Consider the following 21,088-nt stretch of genomic DNA (forward strand, 5'->3'; position numbering starts at 1 on the left):
CAAATGCAAACGAAGCGTTTCCTGCCTACCCGAAGATTCTTGAAGGCCGCCGTGTGCCTGAAACTTATCGAAATCCGAATTTTCTTTGGATTAAGCCCTGTGAATAACCGCTCCTGTACCCGGTTGATAACAAGGCCTAAAACCTGAGCAAAAACCCCTCTGTGGATAACCACCTGTTTAATCCACAGGCTTAAAGCACTTATCCAAGGGCCTCCTTGGCACCTAACCACAGACTTTTAAATCTCTGTACATGCCGTAAATAAAAGCCTGTAGAGATCTATCCACAGAAACATGCCTCAGTAGAAATAAACATAAAAACAAAGATTTAATAAATTTCTCTCTTTTAATTTCTATTGTTCGTGATTCATCCACAGCTGGTTAAATTTTGTGCAAAGGGTTCTTTAGGAAGGGCGAAGTCCCTATACTTGCCGACTCGTTCGAAAACCTGATCTCGAACGCTCATTCCTAATTACCTACAGAAGCAGGCACGAGGTGCGTGGTGGATTTCCCTTCCCGTTTTGAAGTGATCGTCATCGGCGGCGGTCATGCCGGTACCGAGGCAGCACTGGCGTCAGCACGCATGGGGGCAAAAACCCTGTTGCTGACGCATAACGTGGAAACCCTCGGCGCCATGAGCTGCAACCCCGCAATTGGCGGGATTGGCAAAAGCCATCTGGTCAAGGAAATCGATGCCCTGGGCGGTGCGATGGCCATGGCTACCGACAAAGGTGGTATTCAATTTCGCGTATTGAACAGCCGCAAAGGCCCGGCCGTGCGAGCCACGCGTGCCCAAGCCGACCGGATCCTGTACAAGGCCGCTGTCCGCGAAACCCTGGAAAACCAGCCGAACCTGTGGATATTTCAACAGGCAGCCGATGACCTGATCGTCGAGCAAGACCAGGTACGCGGTGTTGTCACGCAAATGGGCCTGCGTTTCTTCGCAGAATCCGTGGTGTTGACCACCGGTACGTTCCTCGGCGGACTTATCCACATCGGCATGCAGAACTATTCCGGTGGTCGCGCCGGTGATCCGCCGTCAATCGCCCTGGCTCAGCGCCTTCGCGAACTGCCACTGCGTGTTGGTCGCCTGAAAACCGGCACGCCGCCACGAATTGATGGCCGATCTGTGGATTTCTCGGTGATGACCGAGCAAGCCGGCGATACACCGATCCCGGTGATGTCGTTCATGGGCTCCAAGGAACAGCATCCGAAACAGGTCAGTTGCTGGATTACCCACACCAACGCTCGCACCCATGAAATCATTGCTGCGAACCTCGACCGTTCGCCGATGTATTCCGGGGTGATCGAAGGTATTGGCCCGCGCTACTGCCCGTCGATCGAAGACAAGATCCACCGCTTTGCTGACAAGGAAAGCCATCAGGTCTTTATCGAGCCGGAAGGTTTGACCACCCACGAGCTTTACCCGAACGGGATTTCCACTTCCTTGCCGTTCGATGTGCAAATCCAGATTGTGCAGTCGATCCGCGGTATGGAAAACGCCCACATCGTGCGGCCTGGTTACGCCATCGAGTACGACTACTTCGACCCGCGTGACCTGAAATACAGCCTGGAAACCAAGGTTATTGGCGGTTTGTTCTTCGCTGGCCAAATCAACGGCACCACCGGCTACGAAGAAGCCGGCGCCCAGGGTTTGCTGGCCGGAGCCAACGCTGCACTGCGTGCCCAGGGCAAAGACAGCTGGTGCCCGCGTCGCGATGAGGCGTACATCGGCGTGTTGGTCGACGACCTGATTACCCTCGGCACCCAGGAACCGTACCGGATGTTTACGTCCCGGGCCGAATACCGCCTGATCCTGCGGGAAGACAACGCCGACCTGCGCTTGACCGAAAAAGGTCGTGAGCTGGGCCTGGTCGACGATGTGCGTTGGGAAGCCTTCTGCAAAAAACGCGAAAGCATCGAGTTGGAAGAGCAACGCCTGAAAAGTACCTGGGTTCGCCCGGGCACCGAGCAAGGCGACGCGATTGCCGAAAAATTCGGCACGCCGCTGACCCACGAATACAACTTGCTGAACCTGCTGTCCCGTCCGGAAATCGACTACGCTGGGCTGATCTCGGTCACCGGCGGTGGCGCAGAAGATCCACAGGTCGCCGAACAGGTCGAAATCAAGACCAAGTACGCTGGTTACATTGACCGCCAGCAGGATGAAATCGCTCGCCTGCGGGCCAGTGAAGACACCAAGCTGCCTGTGGATATCGATTACACAAACATTTCCGGGCTGTCGAAAGAGATCCAAGGCAAGCTGGGGATAACTCGACCAGAGACCCTGGGCCAGGCGTCCCGTATCCCGGGCGTCACGCCGGCAGCCATTTCGCTGTTGATGATTCATTTGAAAAAACGCGGCGCGGGCCGTCAGTTGGAGCAAAGCGCTTGAGTTCGTTGGTCACCTCGCAACACGCCGAAGAGTTATCCACAGGTGCTCGCCAGCTTGGCGTCAACCTGACTGAAGCCCAGCACGAGTTGATGCTGGGTTATCTGGCCCTGTTGATCAAATGGAACAAGGCTTACAACCTCACTGCGGTGCGTGATCCAGACGAAATGGTCTCTCGCCACCTGCTCGACAGTCTGAGTGTGATGCCGTTTATCGAAAACGGCCGCTGGCTCGACGTTGGCAGCGGCGGCGGCATGCCCGGCATCCCGCTGGCGATCCTGTTTCCCGAGTCGCAAGTGACCTGCCTGGACAGCAACGGCAAGAAAACCCGCTTCCTGACCCAGGTCAAACTCGAACTCAAGCTGGATAACCTGCAAGTTATCCACAGTCGCGTCGAAGCCTTCACGCCTGAACAGCCTTTCAACGGAATTGTTTCCCGGGCGTTCAGCAGCATGGAGAATTTCAGTAACTGGACCCGCCACCTCGGCGACCGCGATACCCGTTGGCTGGCAATGAAGGGCGTTCATCCAAGCGACGAGCTGTTAGCATTGCCGGCAGACTTCCACCTCGATAGCGAACACGCCTTGGCCGTACCCGGTTGCCAAGGCCAACGCCATCTGCTGATACTGCGCCGCACGGCATGATTGGGAACACAAGCAAGAATGGCTAAGGTATTCGCGATAGCGAACCAGAAAGGTGGCGTGGGCAAAACCACCACCTGCATCAACCTCGCAGCATCCCTGGTCGCTACCAAGCGTCGGGTGCTGTTGATCGATCTCGATCCACAGGGCAACGCCACCATGGGTAGCGGTGTGGATAAACACGGCCTGGAAAACTCGGTCTACGACTTGCTGATTGGCGAGTGCGACCTGGCCCAGGCCATGCACTATTCCGAGCACGGTGGTTATCAACTGCTGCCGGCCAACCGCGATTTGACTGCGGCGGAAGTGGTGCTGCTGGAAATGCAGATGAAAGAAAGCCGTCTGCGCAGCGCCTTGGCGCCAATCCGCGAGAATTACGACTACATTTTGATCGACTGCCCACCGTCGCTGTCGATGCTGACGTTGAACGCACTGGTTGCCGCCGACGGGGTGATTATCCCCATGCAGTGCGAGTACTTCGCGCTCGAAGGCTTGAGCGACCTTGTGGATAACATCAAGCGTATTGCCGAGTTGCTCAACCCGAACCTGCAAATCGAAGGCCTGCTGCGGACCATGTATGACCCGCGCCTGAGCCTGATGAACGACGTGTCGGCGCAGCTCAAGGAACACTTCGGCGACCAGTTGTACGACACCGTGATTCCACGCAACATTCGCCTGGCCGAAGCGCCAAGCTATGGCATGCCCGCGCTGGCGTACGACAAATCATCCCGCGGCGCCATTGCCTACCTGGCTCTGGCCGGCGAGATGGTTCGTCGTCAACGCCGCAATTCACGCACCGCTGCAGCCCAGCCAACTTAAGGAATCCCCATGGCCGTCAAGAAACGAGGTCTCGGACGTGGACTGGATGCACTGCTGAGTGGTCCGACTGTCACGACCCTTGAAGAGCAAGCCGTGCAGGCCGACGAGCGTGAGCTGCAGCACCTGCCGCTGGACCTGATCCAGCGCGGCAAATACCAGCCGCGCCGGGACATGGACCCTCAGGCGCTGGAAGAATTGGCGAATTCGATCAAGGCCCAGGGCGTGATGCAGCCAATCGTGGTGCGCCCGATTGGTGCTGGCCGCTTTGAAATCATCGCCGGCGAACGCCGCTGGCGCGCCAGCCAACAGGCCGGCAAGGAAACCATCCCGGCGATGGTGCGTGATGTGCCGGATGAAACCGCCATCGCCATGGCGTTGATCGAGAACATCCAGCGTGAAGACCTCAATCCGATCGAGGAAGCGATCGCCCTGCAGCGTTTGCAGCAGGAATTCAAACTGACGCAGCAGGAAGTCGCGGATGCAGTGGGTAAGTCCCGCGTGACCGTGTCCAATCTGCTGCGGCTGATCGCGCTGCCAGAAGTAATCAAAACCATGCTTTCCCACGGCGACCTGGAAATGGGTCATGCCCGTGCCTTGCTCGGTTTGCCGGAAAATCAACAGGTTGAAGGGGCGCGACACGTTGTCGCACGAGGCCTCACCGTTCGTCAGACCGAAGCCCTGGTTCGCCAGTGGCTCAGTGGCAAACCTGCACCGGTCGAAACCGCCAAACCTGATCCGGATATTGCACGCCTGGAGCAGCGCCTGGCCGAGCGCCTAGGCTCTGCGGTGCAAATTCGCCACGGCAAGAAAGGTAAAGGGCAATTGGTCATCGGATATAACTCATTGGATGAGCTTCAGGGCGTCCTTGCCCACATCCGTTGAAACAATTGCTTATGTAGCGCGCAGTCGGAAATCACTACCCGGCAGTTGAATAGGGGCAGAACCGCCCCTATACTCTGCGCGCATTTTGTCGGCACAAATTATGCCAAGTTATTGATTTCCGGCAGCCGACCATTGAGGAGCAAGAGTGATGGAAACCCGCACGCCAAACACGTTGCCGTTCCATCGCTTGGCCGTTTTCCCGGTTTTATTGGCTCAATTTTTCATCCTGCTGATCGCCGCTTTGGCGCTTTGGTATTGGCATGGAGTCGTAGCCGGATACTCGGGACTCTGCGGAGGCCTGATAGCCTTGCTGCCCAATATGTATTTTGCTCACAGGGCCTTTCGGTTTTCCGGCGCCCGAGCAGCCCAAGCCATCGTCCGGTCTTTTTATGCCGGCGAGGCGGGGAAATTGATTTTGACGGCAGTGCTGTTTGCACTGACCTTTGCAGGTGTGAAGCCATTGGCGCCGCTGGCTGTATTCGGCGTGTTCGTGTTGACCCAACTGGTCAGCTGGTTCGCTCCCCTGCTAATGAAAACAAGACTTTCGAAACCTTAGGGCGTTTGAGGCAACCATGGCAGAAACAACCGCTTCGGGCTATATCCAGCACCACTTGCAGAACCTGACCTTCGGTCAGCTTCCCAACGGCGGCTGGGGCTTTGCCCACACCGCAGCAGAAGCCAAAGAAATGGGCTTCTGGGCATTCCACCTGGATACTCTGGGCTGGTCTGTCGCATTGGGTCTGATCTTCGTCCTGATTTTCCGCATGGCGGCAAAGAAGGCGACTTCCGGTCAGCCGGGTGCTTTGCAGAACTTCGTTGAAGTATTGGTCGAATTCGTCGATGGCAGCGTGAAAGACAGCTTCCATGGTCGTAGCGCGGTGATTGCACCGTTGGCACTGACTATTTTCGTCTGGGTGTTCCTGATGAACGCCGTCGACCTGATTCCGGTCGACTGGATTCCTCAGTTGGCCATGGCGATCTCCGGCGATCCGCACATTCCATTCCGTGCCGTATCGACCACTGACCCGAACGCTACCCTGGGCATGGCCCTGTCGGTGTTCGTGTTGATCATTTTCTACAGCATCAAGATCAAGGGCATCGGCGGCTTCATCGGCGAACTGACCCTGCACCCGTTCGGCAGCAAGAATATTTTCCTTCAAGCCCTGCTGATCCCGGTGAACTTCCTGCTGGAATTCGTGACCCTGATCGCCAAGCCGATTTCCCTGGCTCTGCGACTGTTCGGCAACATGTATGCCGGCGAGCTGGTGTTCATTCTGATCGCTGTGATGTTCGGCAGTGGTCTGCTCTGGCTTAGCGGCCTGGGCATTGTTCTGCAGTGGGCGTGGGCTGTGTTCCACATCCTGATCATCACCCTGCAGGCGTTTATCTTCATGATGCTGACCATCGTCTACCTTTCGATGGCGCACGAAGAGAACCATTAAGACCAGTCTCGACTAGTCTGATGTCCCTCCCGGTCAAACGGGAGGGTAGCCCTGAAGGGCTATGAAACGATTTGTTTTACCGCTTTAAAATCTAAAAAACCTAAACCATACGACGTAAAAGTCGGGAGGAAAGATGGAAACTGTAGTTGGTCTAACCGCTATCGCTGTTGCACTGTTGATCGGCCTGGGCGCCCTGGGTACTGCCATTGGTTTCGGCCTGCTGGGCGGCAAGTTCCTGGAAGGCGCAGCGCGTCAGCCAGAAATGGTTCCAATGCTGCAAGTTAAAATGTTCATCGTCGCCGGCCTGCTCGACGCCGTGACCATGATCGGTGTTGGTATCGCTCTGTTCTTCACCTTCGCGAACCCCTTCGTTGGTCAACTCGCCGGTTAATCACTCGTTTTTTCGAGTGATTGGTGTGTTGTGCAACGAACGAGCGAGGTATTGGCGTGAACATTAATGCAACCATTATTGGTCAGTCCTTAGCGTTCTTGATTTTTGTAGTTTTCTGCATGAAGTTCGTATGGCCTCCGGTCATCGCGGCTTTGCACGAACGTCAGAAGAAGATCGCAGACGGACTGGACGCTGCCGCACGAGCAGCTCGCGACCTGGAGTTGGCCCAAGATAAAGCGGGTCAACAACTGCGCGAAGCGAAAGCTCAGGCAGCTGAAATCATTGAGCAAGCCAAGAAACGCGGTAACCAGATCGTTGAAGAGGCTGTTGAAAAAGCCCGTATCGACGCTGACCGTGTGAAGGTTCAGGCTCAAGCCGAGATCGAGCAGGAACTGAACGGTGTCAAAGATGCGCTGCGTGCCCAACTGGGTGCTCTGGCCGTCGGCGGTGCTGAGAAGATCCTGGGTGCCACAATCGATCAAAACGCGCACGCGGAGCTGGTAAACAAACTGGCTGCTGAAATTTAAGCGAGGGCGATCATGGCAGAATTGACCACGTTGGCCCGACCTTACGCTAAGGCAGCCTTCGAGCACGCCCAGGCCCACCAGCAGCTGGCCTCTTGGTCAGCCATGCTCGGCCTGGCTGCAGCAGTGTCGCAAGACGACACCATGCAGCGCGTGCTCAAGGCCCCGCGACTGACGAGCGCAGACAAGGCCGCCACGTTTATTGACGTGTGCGGCGACAAGTTTGATGTAAAAGTGCAGAACTTCATCCACGTCGTTGCCGAAAACGACCGTCTCCCGCTTCTGCCGGAGATCGCCGCTCTGTTTGACCTGTACAAGGCCGAACAAGAGAAATCGGTAGACGTTGAAGTGACCAGTGCTTTTGCATTGAACCAAGAACAGCAAGACAAACTCGCCAAGGTTCTCAGTGCACGACTCGACCGGGAAGTGCGCCTGCAAGTTGCGGAGGATGCCACCCTGATTGGTGGTGTCATCATTCGCGCCGGCGACCTGGTTATCGATGGCTCGATTCGCGGCAAACTCGCGAATCTTGCCGAAGCATTGAAATCTTGAGTTTGAAGGGGCAGCAGAGCAATGCAGCAACTCAATCCTTCCGAAATAAGTGAAATTATCAAGGGCCGCATCGACAAGCTCGATGTGACCTCCCAAGCCCGTAACGAAGGCACTGTCGTCAGCGTATCTGACGGCATCGTGCGGATTCACGGTCTGGCCGACGTAATGTACGGCGAGATGATCGAGTTTCCGGGCGGCGTCTTCGGTATGGCTCTCAACCTGGAGCAGGACTCTGTAGGTGCCGTTGTATTGGGCTCCTACCAGACTCTGGCTGAAGGCATGAGCGCCAAGTGCACAGGCCGCATCCTGGAGGTTCCGGTTGGTAAGGAACTGCTGGGTCGCGTTGTCGACGCACTGGGTAACCCAGTTGACGGCAAAGGTCCGCTGAACAACACCGAGACCGATGCGGTCGAGAAAGTTGCTCCAGGCGTGATCTGGCGTAAGTCGGTAGACCAGCCTGTACAGACTGGCTACAAGGCTGTCGATGCCATGATACCTGTCGGCCGTGGCCAGCGTGAGCTGATCATCGGTGACCGTCAGATCGGTAAAACCGCTCTGGCGATCGACGCGATCATCAACCAGAAAGACAGCGGGATTTTCTGCGTCTACGTAGCAATCGGTCAGAAACAATCGACCATCGCCAACGTGGTTCGCAAGCTGGAAGAAAACGGCGCCTTGGCTAACACCATCGTCGTGGCCGCCAGTGCTTCCGAATCCGCTGCACTTCAGTTCCTGGCACCGTACTCCGGTTGCACCATGGGCGAATACTTCCGCGACCGCGGTGAAGACGCGCTGATCGTTTATGACGATCTGTCCAAGCAAGCAGTGGCTTACCGCCAGATTTCCCTGCTGCTGCGCCGTCCACCAGGCCGTGAAGCTTACCCAGGCGACGTGTTCTATCTCCACTCCCGTCTGCTGGAGCGCGCATCCCGCGTTTCGGAAGAATACGTAGAGAAGTTCACCAACGGCGCAGTGACCGGCAAAACCGGTTCCCTGACCGCACTGCCGATCATCGAAACCCAGGCTGGCGACGTTTCCGCGTTCGTTCCGACCAACGTGATTTCCATCACCGACGGTCAGATCTTCCTGGAATCGGCCATGTTCAACTCCGGGATCCGTCCTGCAGTGAACGCCGGTGTTTCGGTATCCCGTGTGGGTGGTGCCGCTCAGACCAAGATCATCAAGAAGCTCTCCGGTGGTATCCGTACCGCTCTGGCTCAGTACCGTGAACTGGCGGCATTCGCCCAGTTCGCTTCTGACCTGGACGAAGCGACCCGTAAGCAACTTGAGCATGGTCAGCGCGTTACCGAGCTGATGAAGCAGAAGCAATACGCACCAATGTCGATCGCTGACATGGCGCTGTCGCTGTATGCCGCTGAGCGTGGGTTCCTGACCGACGTTGAAATCACCAAGGTCGGCAGCTTCGAACAAGCGCTGATTGCTTACTTCAACCGCGATCACGCCGAATTGATGGCGAAGATCAACGTGAAGGGTGACTTCAATGACGACATCGACGCTGGCATCAAAGCCGGTATCGAGAAGTTCAAGGCCACCCAAACCTGGTAAGCCGCAGCGGGGGCCGCGAGGCTCCCGCTTGCTAACCTGATAGGTGTTACATGGCAGGCGCAAAAGAGATTCGCAGTAAGATTGCGAGCATCAAAAGCACGCAAAAGATCACCAGCGCCATGGAAAAAGTGGCGGTCAGCAAAATGCGCAAGGCACAAATGCGCATGGCTGCTAGCCGTCCCTACGCGGAGCGTATCCGCCAGGTTATTGGTCATCTGGCCAACGCCAACCCGGAATATCGCCACCCGTTCATGCTCGACCGTGAAGTTAAGCGCGTCGGTTATGTCGTGGTGAGCAGTGACCGTGGTTTGTGCGGTGGTTTGAATACCAACCTGTTCAAGGCCCTGGTCAAGGACATGGCGGTAAACCGCGAAAACGGCGTCGAGATCGATCTGTGTGTGGTCGGTAGCAAGGGTGCGGCCTTTTTCCGCAACTTCGGCGGTAACGTCGTTGCAGCTATCAGCCACCTGGGTGAAGAACCGTCGATCAATGATTTGATCGGCAGCGTCAAAGTGATGCTGGATGCATACCTGGAAGGCCGGATTGACCGCCTGTCCGTGGTATCCAACAAGTTCATCAACACCATGACGCAGCAGCCTACCGTGGAGCAGTTGATTCCATTGGTGGCGACCCCGGAACAAGAACTCAAGCACCACTGGGACTACCTCTACGAACCAGACGCCAAAGAGCTGCTTGACGGCTTGATGGTGCGCTACGTGGAGTCGCAGGTGTACCAGGCGGTGGTCGAGAACAACGCGGCTGAACAAGCTGCGCGGATGATCGCGATGAAGAACGCTACCGACAACGCCGGTGATTTGATCAGCGATTTGCAGCTGATCTACAACAAGGCGCGCCAGGCTGCGATCACCCAAGAGATCTCGGAAATCGTCGGCGGCGCTGCCGCGGTTTAACGGTTCAAATATTCAGAGGATCCAGCTATGAGTAGCGGACGTATCGTTCAAATCATCGGCGCCGTTATCGACGTGGAATTCCCACGCGACAGCGTACCGAGCATCTACAACGCTTTGAAAGTCAAAAGCGATGCAGGCACCACCCTGGAAGTTCAGCAGCAGCTGGGCGACGGCGTGGTTCGTACCATTGCAATGGGTTCCACCGAAGGCTTGAAGCGCGGTCTGGAAGTCACTGACTCTGGCGCAGCCATCTCCGTACCCGTCGGTAAAGCGACCCTGGGCCGGATCATGGACGTCCTCGGTAACCCGATCGACGAAGCCGGTCCAATCGAAACCGAAGAGCGCTGGGGCATTCACCGTCCTGCGCCTTCCTTCGCGGAACAGGCGGGCGGCAACGACCTGCTGGAAACCGGCATCAAGGTTATCGACCTGGTTTGCCCGTTCGCCAAGGGCGGTAAAGTCGGTCTGTTCGGTGGTGCCGGTGTAGGCAAAACCGTAAACATGATGGAACTGATCCGTAACATCGCCATCGAGCACAGCGGTTATTCCGTGTTCGCCGGTGTGGGTGAGCGTACTCGTGAGGGTAACGACTTCTACCACGAGATGAAGGATTCCAACGTTCTGGACAAAGTGGCACTGGTTTACGGTCAGATGAACGAGCCGCCGGGTAACCGTCTGCGCGTAGCACTGACCGGCCTGACCATGGCCGAGAAGTTCCGTGACGAAGGTAACGACGTTCTGCTGTTCGTCGACAACATCTATCGTTACACCCTGGCCGGTACTGAAGTATCCGCACTGCTGGGCCGTATGCCTTCCGCAGTAGGTTACCAGCCGACCCTGGCCGAAGAGATGGGTACTCTGCAAGAGCGTATCACTTCGACCAAAAACGGTTCGATCACCTCGATCCAAGCGGTATACGTACCTGCGGATGACTTGACTGACCCGTCGCCAGCGACCACGTTCGCCCACTTGGACGCCACCGTCGTACTGTCCCGTGACATCGCCTCCCTGGGTATCTACCCAGCGGTCGATCCACTGGACTCGACTTCGCGCCAGCTGGACCCGAACGTAATCGGTCAGGAACACTACGACACCGCTCGCGGCGTCCAGTACGTTCTGCAGCGTTACAAAGAACTGAAGGACATCATTGCGATCCTGGGTATGGACGAGCTGTCGGAAACCGACAAGCAGTTGGTATCCCGCGCTCGTAAGATCCAGCGCTTCTTGTCGCAGCCGTTCTTCGTGGCTGAAGTCTTCACCGGTGCCTCGGGTAAATACGTTTCCCTGAAAGACACCATTGCTGGCTTCAAAGGCATCCTCAACGGTGACTACGACCACCTGCCAGAACAAGCGTTCTACATGGTCGGCGGCATCGAAGAAGCGATCGAGAAAGCCAAGAAACTGTAATTCCGGCGCCCGGTAACGGGCGCTCATCAGGTTGAGGCAATCAGATGGCTATGACATTCCATTGCGATATCGTCAGCGCGGAAGGGGAAATCTTCTCCGGTCAGATCGAGAGTGTGATTGCACACGGCGAACTGGGCGACCTGGGTATTAACTTTGGCCACGCGCCATTGATTACATCCTTGAAGCCTGGTCCGATCACTCTGACCAAGCTGGGCGGGGAAAGGGAGGTGTTTTACATCTCTGGTGGTTTCCTAGAGGTTCAGCCGAACATGGTCAAGGTACTTGCCGACACCGTGCAACGTGCTGCTGACCTGGATGAAGCCTCCGCTCAGGAAGCCGTCAAGGCTGCCGAGAAGGCCCTGAACGAAAAAGGCGCAGATTTCGACTACGGTTCTGCTGCTGCACGTCTGGCCGAGGCCGCAGCTCAGCTGCGCACCGTCCAGCAGATCCGCAAGAAGTTTGGCGGCTAAGCCGTCAAGCCTCATGCGTGATTGATTAAAAAGGGTAGCCTCGGCTACCCTTTTTCTTTTTTTGCAAAACACTTCTTTGGTCTGAAGTCTGACCGCCCAGGATTGGTAGCCATTCATGTCTCTCGAAATCGTAATTCTTGCCGCAGGCCAGGGCACCCGTATGCGTTCGGCCCTGCCCAAGGTGCTGCACCCGGTTGCCGGCAATTCCATGCTTGGCCATGTTATCCACAGCGCCCGGCAGCTGGATCCACAGCGCATTCATGTTGTGATCGGCCACGGTGCCGATGTGGTGCGCGAGCGGTTGGCGGCGGATGACCTGAATTTCGTATTGCAGGACAAGCAATTGGGTACCGGCCATGCCACCGCGCAAGCCGTGCCGTTCATCAAGGCCGACACCGTGCTGATTCTATACGGTGACGTGCCGTTGATCGAAGTGGAAACCTTGCAGCGCCTGCTCAAACACGTAGTGCCAGGCCAAATGGGCCTGCTCACCGTCGAGCTGGACGACCCCACCGGCTACGGCCGCATCGTGCGCAACGCTGACGGCAAGGTCGCTGCCATCGTCGAACATAAAGACGCCAGCGAAGCCCAACGCGCCATCACCGAAGGCAACACCGGCATCCTCGCGGTCCCGGCCGATCGCCTGGCTGACTGGATGAGCCGCCTGTCCAACAACAACGCGCAGGGCGAGTACTACCTGACCGACGTCATCGAGATGGCCGTCAGTGATGGCCTGGTGGTCGCCACTGAGCAGCCCCACGACCCAATGGAAGTGCAGGGCGCCAACGACCGCAAGCAACTGGCGGAGCTGGAGCGTCACTATCAACTGCGTGAAGGTCGTCGCCTGATGGCGCTGGGCGTGACGCTGCGTGATCCGGCACGTTTCGATGTGCGGGGCGATGTCACCGTAGGCCGCGACGTGCTGATCGATATCAACGTGATCCTCGAAGGCCGCGTGGTCATTGAAGACGACGTGGTGATCGGCCCGAATTGTGTGATCAAGGACAGCACCCTGCGCAAAGGCGTGGTGATCAAGGCCAACAGCCATATCGACGGTGCGGTGATGGGCGAGGGCAGCGATGCCGGTCCGTTCGCGCGGTTGCGTCCGGGCAGCGTGCTGGGTGCCAGGGCTCATGTGGGTAACTTTGTAGAACTGAAAAACGCACAGATGGGCAATGACGCCAAGGCAGGGCACCTGGCCTACCTCGGTGATGCAGTGATTGGTGCCCGCAGCAATATCGGCGCTGGCGCCATCACTTGTAATTACGACGGCGCCAACAAGTACCAGACGACTATTGGAGAAGACGTATTTATCGGCTCCAACAACTCGTTGATTGCACCCGTCACCATTGGTGATGGCTCGAACACAGCCGCAGGCTCAACTATCAACCAGGATGTGGATAAGTCCCAACTGGCTGTAGCCCGCGCCCGTCAGCGCAACATCGACGGTTGGAAGCGCCCGGTCAAAATCAAGAAGACCTGAGTTATCCACAACCGCGAAACACTGTAGTGCCCATGTGGGAGCGGGCTTGCTCGCGAAGGCTGTCTTTCAGTTGATACATGTGCTGACTGACAAACCGTCTTCGCGAGCAAGCCCGCTCCCACATTTTTATCTGTGTTGATTCAAAAAACTCAGTCGCATGCTTGACCATTTTGAGTGAATAGGTTTTGATTGCCTTCGTTATCTTTCGAAACGAAACTTATAATTACCATGTCGAAACGAAATACACCCCAACGTCGCCATAACATCCTTGCCCTGCTCACCGAGCAAGGCGAAGTCAGTGTGGACGAATTGGCCAAGCGTTTCGAAACCTCGGAAGTGACCATCCGCAAGGACCTGGCCGCCCTCGAAAGTAACGGCCTGTTGCTGCGTCGCTACGGCGGCGCCATCACCATGCCCCAGGAACTGGTCGGCGACCCGGCCCAGCCCATTTCGGCCTACAAGCGCGCCATCGCCCGTGCGGCCGTCAGGCGCTTGCGGGAACACGCACGCATCATCATCGACAGCGGCAGCACCACCGCCGCCATGATCCCCGAACTGGGCCACCAGCCCGGCCTGGTGGTGATGACCAACTCCCTGCACGTGGCCAGCGCCTTGAGCGACCTGGAGCATGAGCCGGTGCTGTTGATGACCGGCGGCACCTGGGACCCGCATTCGGACTCGTTCCAGGGCCAGGTTGCCGAGCAAGTGCTGCGTTCCTACGATTTCGACCAGCTCTTTATCGGTGCCGATGGCATCGACCTGGAGCGCGGCACCACCACCTTCAACGAATTGCTGGGACTGAGCCGCGTCATGGCCGAGGTCGCCCGCGAAGTGGTGGTGATGGTCGAGTCCGACAAGATTGGCCGCAAAATCCCCAACCTGGAACTGCCCTGGGGCAGCGTCCATACCCTTATTACCGATGATCGCCTGCCGCTTGAGGCCCGCGACCAGATTCAAGCCCGCGGCATCACGCTGATTTGCGCGGCAGTCATCTAGGAGAGAAACCATGTGTGGAATTGTTGGCGCAGTCGCTGAACGAAACGTCACCGCCATTTTGCTCGAAGGCCTCAAACGCCTGGAATACCGTGGCTACGATAGCGCCGGTGTGGCGCTTTTCACCAACGCCGGCAAACTTGAGCGCATGCGTCGCCCAGGTAAGGTCAGCGAACTGGAGCAGGCATTGGCCGGTGAGCCGCTGGTAGGCCGCCTGGGGATCGCCCACACCCGCTGGGCCACCCATGGCGCACCGTGCGAACGCAACGCCCACCCGCACTTCTCCGGTGACCTGGCGGTTGTGCACAACGGCATCATCGAAAACCACGAAGTGCTGCGTGAGCAGCTGAAAGGCCAGGGTTATGTCTTCACCTCGGACACCGACACCGAAGTCATCGCCCACCTGCTGAACCACAAGCTCAAGGACCTCGGCGATCTGACCATCGCCCTCAAGGCCACCGTAAAGGAACTGCACGGCGCCTATGGCCTGGCCGTGATCAGCGCCAGCCAGCCCGACCGCCTGGTCGCCGCCCGCAGTGGCAGCCCGTTGGTGATCGGCCTGGGCCTGGGCGAGAACTTCCTCGCCTCCGACCAACTGGCCCTGCGCCAGGTGACCGACCGCTTCATGTACCTGGAAGAAGGCGATATCGCCGAGATCCGCCGTGAAAGCGTGTCCATCTGGGACGTCAACGGCCAGTCCGTGGAACGTGAAGCCGTGCAGTACCGCGACGGTGCCGAAGCCGCCGACAAGGGCGAGTACCGCCACTTCATGCTCAAGGAAATCCACGAGCAACCGGCCGTGGTGCAACGCACCCTGGAAGGCCGCCTGAGCCAGAACCAGGTATTGGTGCAAGCCTTCGGCCCGCAAGCCGCCGAGCTGTTCGCCAAAGTGCGTAACGTGCAAATCGTCGCCTGCGGCACCAGCTACCACGCCGGCATGGTTGCCCGTTACTGGCTCGAAGAACTGGCCGGCATCCCGTGCCAGGTCGAAGTTGCCAGCGAATTCCGCTACCGCAAGGTGGTGGTGCAGGCCGACACCCTGTTCGTGACCATCTCCCAGTCCGGCGAAACCGCCGACACCCTGGCCGCCCTGCGCAATGCCAAGGAACTGGGCTTCCTCGGCAGCCTGGCGATCTGCAACGTCGGCATCAGCTCCCTGGTGCGCGAATCCGACCTGACCTTGCTGACCCAGGCCGGTCGCGAAATCGGCGTGGCCTCCACCAAAGCCTTTACCACCCAGTTGGTCGGCCTGTTGCTGCTGACCCTGTCCCTTGGCCAGGTTCGCGGCACCCTGGGCGAAGGCGTCGAGGCGCACCTGGTTGAAGAACTGCGCCGCCTGCCGGCCCGCCTGGGCGAAGCGTTGGCTATGGACAGCACGGTGGAAAAAGTCGCCGAGCTGTTCGCCGACAAGCACCACACTCTGTTCCTCGGCCGTGGCGCGCAATACCCGGTGGCGATGGAAGGTTCGCTCAAGCTCAAGGAAATCTCCTACATCCACGCCGAAGCCTACCCGGCCGGTGAGCTGAAGCACGGCCCGTTGGCCCTGGTGGATGACGACATGCCAGTCGTTACCGTCGCGCCGAACAACGAACTGCTGGAGAAGCTCAAATCCAACCTGCAGGAAGTGCGCGCCCGTGGCGGCCAATTGATCGTGTTCGCCGATGAAAAGGCCGGCATGACCAATGGCGAAGGCACCCACGTCATCAACATGCCGCACATCCACGACACCCTGTCGCCGATCCTCTACACCATCCCGCTGCAGTTGCTGTCGTACTACGTCGCCGTGCTCAAGGGCACTGACGTTGACCAGCCGCGCAACCTGGCGAAGTCGGTGACGGTGGAATAAGCCTCACCAGAACCAGCAAAACCCCTGGTTTCTAACAATAAAGATTGACACAAAACAATAAAGATTGACACGACACAACATAGATTGACACAAGGCCGAAACCCCCGTATCTACGGGGGTTTCCATTTTGGGGCTGAGCCATCGGTCTAGATTCTCCGCTTCGTTCCGCTCCGGGAGTAGGCTAAAGATCGCTGTACCATCGGTAGATGGTGGACGATTTTTTCCTATAACTATTTTCATGGGGAGGAGAGGCGGTCCCGGCGGACGAAGGAGGTAGCATTGCGCGGTCGTAGGTTTTCGTCTGAGACAGATATTCAGCGGCATATTTCGAATGGATTCGGTAGCGGAGCTGGTGCCAGTTATCTGCCGTGGCTGCGCGTCCAAGACGTGCCTTCCAGAGGACGCTCCCACAAGATCCAAGGTGTGAAGATCGATCGCCTCCACCACCTCTTTTCTGACCTAGAACGCGCCTATTTTTTGGTATGCGAATTTTCGGAAGATGTTGTGGATATACGCGAGCAGTATCCATTGCTGCCGCGAGAAAGCGCTCAAGCAATCGCGAGCTCTATCGGAGTGCGATACCCCAGGTATCCGAAGACAGTGCTTCCTTACGTCATGACCACGGATTTTTTATTAACAATAAAAAAGCCTGACGGCAGCTTTAAATCTGTAGCCCGAACAATCAAATACCGCAGCGACCTCGAAGGCAAACCAGCCAAGAGGACGTTGGAAAAATTTGAGATCGAAAAGCGTTTCTGGGCTGGCCAACACGTTGAGTGGGCCATTGTCACTGAAGAAATGTTCAGCCCCGATTTGATCAAGAATTTAGGCTTACTCAGGAAGTTCGCTCAGCTGCCGCGCGCCTTGTCAGAGCCATCATTGCATTCAGATTTTTTGGGGCACTTAGCGAGTTGTCGTCCTTACCCGTGGAGTACTGCTGAAAGTCTGCGAAAGATTGCGGCACGTTTATTTATCACCTATCAAGATTCTCGGGCTTTGTACCATCACCTGATATGGGCTAAGTCGATCAAGGTAGATTTGGTTGGTACTCCAATTCAAATGACTGCACCACTACCAACCTTTGAAATCATCGAAAGCCCAATAAAAATTTCACTGGCGGCGGAGGGCTTATCATGAAAGTCCAAGTCAATGATTGTTTCGAACCGCTCACTGAGTTTTCAGTTGTGCCGGGCATTGTTAGGGTCTTGTACGTCAATGAGCTATACGATGCGGTCGTTTTGATCCAATTAACGGACCCGCCCCGCCAACCGATTGGTTTGGGCTTGGAGGAGCTTCGCGGCTCCCTCATTGCAGGTGATACGAAGCCAGCCAAGATTGTTACGCCTGAGTTTCTCTTAGTATTAGAGGATGACCTGGATGAGAAAAAGAAGCGGGAAAGGGATGAAAAGTGGAACATCATCGCACCCCTGATCGACTCAGGTTATCCAGGTCAGATATTTGCTCCCGGTGAGATGGGGCGAATGGTCGGCGCTAGAGCTGTTGAGCTCGGCTTACAGCGCAAGAGTATCTATCGACTTCTGTACCGTTACTGGATCAATGGCCAAGTTCGAAATGCGCTCTTGAAAAACTACGCGGGCGTCGGAGTTCCTGAGCGCAAGTATGATCCCGCAAAACCCCCGGGTAGGAAACCAAAGTATCAAGGTATTGCCGTTTCACCGACCAAGGTTATCGATACCTTGGATAAGCGCTGTATCCGTATCGGTTACTCGTTATTTGTGGGGGATAAGACCTCTACGATAACCAGCTCCTATGTCGAGATGCTCAGGAGGTTCTACACAGCGAAAGACCTGTCGAAAAATCCAGAATCGAGTGGTCGTCTCCTACCCGAATCGGAAATTCCCTCCTTTAGACAGTTCGATTATTGGGGAAAGCAATATTTCGACGAGGTTGAAACTGAACGTGGCCGTAAGGGAATGCGGAAGTGGCTAAAAGATTGCCGCCCCCTTTCCGGAACCGTGCGTGACTGGCTTCGCGGCCCCTGCCATCAGTTTGAGATCGATGCCACCATTGCTGACATTTATCTCGTGAACGGCTACTCCAGGCGAATGCTCATTGGACGGCCGGTTGTGTACGTCGTCATTGATAGCTTTTCCGGCATGATCGTCGGTCTCTACATCGGGTTGGAGGGGCCGAGTTGGAACGGAGCCAGGCAAGCGTTGTTCAACGCTTTCACTTCGAAGGTTCAGTTTTGCGCTACCAATGGGGTCACGATCGATCCAGAGGAATGGGCCTGTCACCACCTCCCACATCACATCTACGCTGATCGAGGCGAGATGTTGGGGAAAGCAGCTGAAGGTCTTGCCACTGGCCTGAATATCGAGCTGGGAATCGCTCCGCCTTACCGACCGGACTGGAAGTCGATGGTGGAGAGCCGGTTCGGTATCCTGAACGATCTGACAGGTATCAGGTGGCTTCCAGGTGGTGTAGCGGCTAGGGAGAAGGAGCGTGGCGAGCGAGATTACCGACTCGACGCGACGCTGAGTATTAAAGAGTTCACCAAGATCATCATCCAGTGCGTCCTTCACTATAACCGCTTCAACAGGCAGCCCGACAGGCTCACTCAAGAGATGATGAACGACGGTGTCGATCCGACGCCGGTAGGTATCTGGACTTGGGCATTAGAAAATGGCCATGTCGAACCAAACAATCATCCCGACGAGCTGGTCTATCTCCATTTGCTTCCGCGCGAGCAAGCAACGGTGCAAAAGGGTGGTGTGCTATTCCGAGGGATGCACTACGTCTGTGATGTAGCAATCGAGAACAACTGGTTTGCGAAAGCCCGTAGCCGCGGGGTTTGGTCGATAGAGTGTTGGTATGACCCGAATTCCTCAGCACATATTTGGATCCGGGGAGACAACAAACAGTTCATCCGTTGCGACTTGCGTAAGTCTGATAGCAAATATGCTGATTATAGATCCGATGAAGTTTTCGACCTGCTCGAAGCTTACCGCCAGACTCCTCCGGCGCATAAACGCGCTGAGTTGGAGAGTCGGATTTCGCTTCTAGAGGAAGTTAATCAAATCGTCAGCGGTGCGATGGCTGAGCGAAAGGAAGAGCCAGCACCTGCGACCAAGGCCGAGATGATTGGAAATATTCGTGAGAACCGCGCTGTTGAACGCCTCAAGGAGCGGGAGACCGCCCATGTGCCAGAGGGTGTGAGGGTTGAACCGTCTGGGCAGAAGGCAGAGACCGCCCGAGAACGCTCGGAGAACTTTGCCGGCCCTCGCAGCGCTCAGGTCATCGATATGCTCAAACGACTCCGCCCAGGAAAAAACTAATGAAAGGCGCCCAAGTTTTCGCAAGCTACACCAAGCAGGCGATTTCCGATTACGCGGGTAATCCGCTCATCGAAGCGCTGCCACCGATCTTCTCAGAAGAGGTGGCAGGCCAGTTGATCTCTAATTTTCCCCGTCGTGTTGATCCCGAGGAGCTCACCCTTGCCCCGTCGGCTCGAATCCACTGTATCGACCGGTTGAGGACGGTGGTTCAGCCTCTGTTAGTCCATATTGATCTGGAGTCCGTATTTTCATTGCTGGTCCGACGTGGGTACGTCGGACGCAACCCGACCTCTCCAGACACTGTCAGACATCTACACTCGCTTTCTGGCGCGCAGCGTTACCATGATGGATTCAAGTCCACTGCCGAAACGTTCAGTTTGGTTGGCCTTAGTGGCATTGGAAAGTCCACCGCACTCGAAGCCATTTTGAGTCTCTACCCTCAAACGATTCGACACGAGCGTTATGAAGGAAAGCAGTTCGTCCATACCCAGATCACCTGGCTCAAGCTTGACTGCCCCCGAGATGGGTCGCTGGCTGGCTTCTGTCAGCAATTTTTCTATGCGGTCGGGCGAGCGTTAGGTGATGAGGATTACTACAAGCGGTATCGGGCTCGGAACATCAATGACTCGTTGCAACAAATGGAACAAGTTGCGAGTACATTTTTCATCGGAGCTCTGCTGATCGACGAACTTCAGAACCTGCACCTGGCGAAAACCGGGGGCAAGGACAACATGTTGAATTTCTTCCTCCATCTAGTGAACAACATCGGCATTCCCGTGGTGTTCATCGGGACAAATTCGATGATCAGCCTATTTTCGGACGTCATGCGCAACGCAAGGCGTTGCTGCGGCGTCGGGGTACTCGAATTTAAACGCTTTGAGAAGGACGATGACGAGTGGCACATGCTCGTTGAAAACCTCTGGAGCTATCAGTGGTACCAGCAGCCGGCCGAACTGACCGAGGATGTGTTTGATGCGCTGTATGAGCATACACAAGGCGTCACCGACTTTTTGGTGAAGCTTTTGGTGCTCAGTCAGAGGTATGCGATCCAGAGTGGTTCGGAATGCGTTACCGCCGAGACAATCGCGTTGGTCAGCAACACCAAGATGCAAATATTGAAGCCAGCTTTGTCCGCCCTGCGAAGCCGAGATCCGAAACGGATGCGGCAGTTCGATGATTTGCTCCCGATTGAAGACCAACTAAGCGACATGATGACGTTCGATGGTCTGGCTCGGCCGGAGCGACTGGCGTTGCTGCGCAGTGTCATAAGTCGTAGCGACAATAGTGCGAAAAAACCTAATGTGGCGGCTGTTAACCAAGTCAAATCGCAGTCGCCTGCGGCGGTGGCAGTTGAGACGTCAGAGGCACAGGCGCTAAGTGAAAGTGAAGACTCCATTGAGGCGTTGAAAAGCGCCGGTTGGATAAACAGCGATCTATTTGAATTCTCCCCGTTGTATCGGAAGGGGTGAATAA

At 56.4% G+C, this 21,088-nt stretch carries 19 protein-coding genes; all 19 read left to right on the top strand.

Annotation, left to right across the window (positions count from 1 at the left end):
- Nucleotides 1–499: 499 nt before the first annotated feature.
- Nucleotides 500–2,392, top strand: a complete 1,893-nt coding sequence (mnmG, locus tag SNL23_RS22790) for a tRNA uridine-5-carboxymethylaminomethyl(34) synthesis enzyme MnmG (RefSeq protein ID WP_076013359.1) — start codon at nucleotides 500–502, stop codon at nucleotides 2,390–2,392.
- Nucleotides 2,389–3,033 carry a 16S rRNA (guanine(527)-N(7))-methyltransferase RsmG gene (rsmG, locus tag SNL23_RS22795; RefSeq protein ID WP_167664605.1) on the top strand — a complete coding sequence of 215 codons (645 nt, stop codon included), beginning with the start codon at nucleotides 2,389–2,391 and terminating at the stop codon, nucleotides 3,031–3,033. The genes mnmG and rsmG overlap by 4 nt, the downstream gene beginning before the upstream one ends.
- Nucleotides 3,034–3,051: 18 nt before the next feature.
- Nucleotides 3,052–3,849, top strand: coding sequence for a ParA family protein (locus SNL23_RS22800; RefSeq protein WP_017477894.1), 798 nt, complete (start codon nucleotides 3,052–3,054; stop codon nucleotides 3,847–3,849).
- A gap of 9 nt (nucleotides 3,850–3,858) precedes the next feature.
- Nucleotides 3,859–4,731 (top strand): ParB/RepB/Spo0J family partition protein, encoded by an 873-nt coding sequence (locus SNL23_RS22805; RefSeq protein ID WP_003213558.1) that lies wholly within the window; start codon nucleotides 3,859–3,861, stop codon nucleotides 4,729–4,731.
- Nucleotides 4,732–4,879: 148 nt separating this feature from the next.
- A complete protein-coding gene (locus SNL23_RS22810) occupies nucleotides 4,880–5,287 on the top strand; it encodes a F0F1 ATP synthase subunit I (RefSeq protein WP_318303612.1) in 408 nt (135 codons plus the stop codon).
- 16 nt (nucleotides 5,288–5,303) lie between these two features.
- Nucleotides 5,304–6,173, top strand: coding sequence for a F0F1 ATP synthase subunit A (gene atpB / locus SNL23_RS22815; protein ID WP_076013262.1), 870 nt, complete (start codon nucleotides 5,304–5,306; stop codon nucleotides 6,171–6,173).
- Nucleotides 6,174–6,306: 133 nt separating this feature from the next.
- Nucleotides 6,307–6,564, top strand: coding sequence for a F0F1 ATP synthase subunit C (gene atpE / locus SNL23_RS22820; protein ID WP_002555987.1), 258 nt, complete (start codon nucleotides 6,307–6,309; stop codon nucleotides 6,562–6,564).
- A gap of 56 nt (nucleotides 6,565–6,620) precedes the next feature.
- Complete coding sequence (locus tag SNL23_RS22825; RefSeq protein ID WP_008439543.1) at nucleotides 6,621–7,091, top strand: F0F1 ATP synthase subunit B; 471 nt, start codon at nucleotides 6,621–6,623, stop codon at nucleotides 7,089–7,091.
- A 12-nt stretch (nucleotides 7,092–7,103) separates the two neighbouring features.
- Nucleotides 7,104–7,640: a F0F1 ATP synthase subunit delta gene (locus SNL23_RS22830; RefSeq protein ID WP_003213551.1), complete on the top strand. Its 537-nt coding sequence runs from the start codon at nucleotides 7,104–7,106 to the stop codon at nucleotides 7,638–7,640.
- A 21-nt stretch (nucleotides 7,641–7,661) separates the two neighbouring features.
- Entirely contained in the window at nucleotides 7,662–9,206 is a 1,545-nt protein-coding gene (gene atpA, locus SNL23_RS22835; protein ID WP_076013261.1) for a F0F1 ATP synthase subunit alpha, read from the top strand.
- A gap of 50 nt (nucleotides 9,207–9,256) precedes the next feature.
- A complete protein-coding gene (gene atpG, locus SNL23_RS22840) occupies nucleotides 9,257–10,117 on the top strand; it encodes a F0F1 ATP synthase subunit gamma (RefSeq protein WP_076013260.1) in 861 nt (286 codons plus the stop codon).
- 27 nt (nucleotides 10,118–10,144) lie between these two features.
- The gene (atpD, locus tag SNL23_RS22845; protein WP_076013259.1) at nucleotides 10,145–11,524 is read left to right on the top strand and encodes a F0F1 ATP synthase subunit beta; all 1,380 of its coding nucleotides are present in this window, start codon (nucleotides 10,145–10,147) and stop codon (nucleotides 11,522–11,524) included.
- Between the two features lie 44 nt (nucleotides 11,525–11,568).
- Nucleotides 11,569–11,994: a F0F1 ATP synthase subunit epsilon gene (locus tag SNL23_RS22850; RefSeq protein WP_008439541.1), complete on the top strand. Its 426-nt coding sequence runs from the start codon at nucleotides 11,569–11,571 to the stop codon at nucleotides 11,992–11,994.
- Nucleotides 11,995–12,109: 115 nt separating this feature from the next.
- On the top strand, nucleotides 12,110–13,477 hold the full coding sequence (glmU, locus tag SNL23_RS22855) for a bifunctional UDP-N-acetylglucosamine diphosphorylase/glucosamine-1-phosphate N-acetyltransferase GlmU (RefSeq protein WP_318303616.1): 1,368 nt from the start codon (nucleotides 12,110–12,112) through the stop codon (nucleotides 13,475–13,477).
- Nucleotides 13,478–13,705: 228 nt separating this feature from the next.
- Entirely contained in the window at nucleotides 13,706–14,473 is a 768-nt protein-coding gene (locus tag SNL23_RS22860; RefSeq protein ID WP_076013256.1) for a DeoR/GlpR family DNA-binding transcription regulator, read from the top strand.
- 10 nt (nucleotides 14,474–14,483) lie between these two features.
- Entirely contained in the window at nucleotides 14,484–16,316 is a 1,833-nt protein-coding gene (gene glmS, locus SNL23_RS22865; RefSeq protein WP_318303617.1) for a glutamine--fructose-6-phosphate transaminase (isomerizing), read from the top strand.
- 279 nt (nucleotides 16,317–16,595) lie between these two features.
- The gene (locus tag SNL23_RS22870) at nucleotides 16,596–17,453 is read left to right on the top strand and encodes a TnsA endonuclease N-terminal domain-containing protein (protein WP_318303618.1); all 858 of its coding nucleotides are present in this window, start codon (nucleotides 16,596–16,598) and stop codon (nucleotides 17,451–17,453) included.
- Complete coding sequence (locus tag SNL23_RS22875) at nucleotides 17,450–19,615, top strand: Mu transposase C-terminal domain-containing protein (RefSeq protein WP_318303619.1); 2,166 nt, start codon at nucleotides 17,450–17,452, stop codon at nucleotides 19,613–19,615. The genes SNL23_RS22870 and SNL23_RS22875 overlap by 4 nt, the downstream gene beginning before the upstream one ends.
- Entirely contained in the window at nucleotides 19,615–21,084 is a 1,470-nt protein-coding gene (locus tag SNL23_RS22880) for an ATP-binding protein (RefSeq protein WP_318303620.1), read from the top strand. The genes SNL23_RS22875 and SNL23_RS22880 overlap by 1 nt, the downstream gene beginning before the upstream one ends.
- The last annotated feature ends 4 nt before the right edge of the window (nucleotides 21,085–21,088 follow it).

It is taken from the genome of Pseudomonas sp. SED1, assembly GCF_034044025.1.
Classification (GTDB): Bacteria; Pseudomonadota; Gammaproteobacteria; order Pseudomonadales; family Pseudomonadaceae; genus Aquipseudomonas.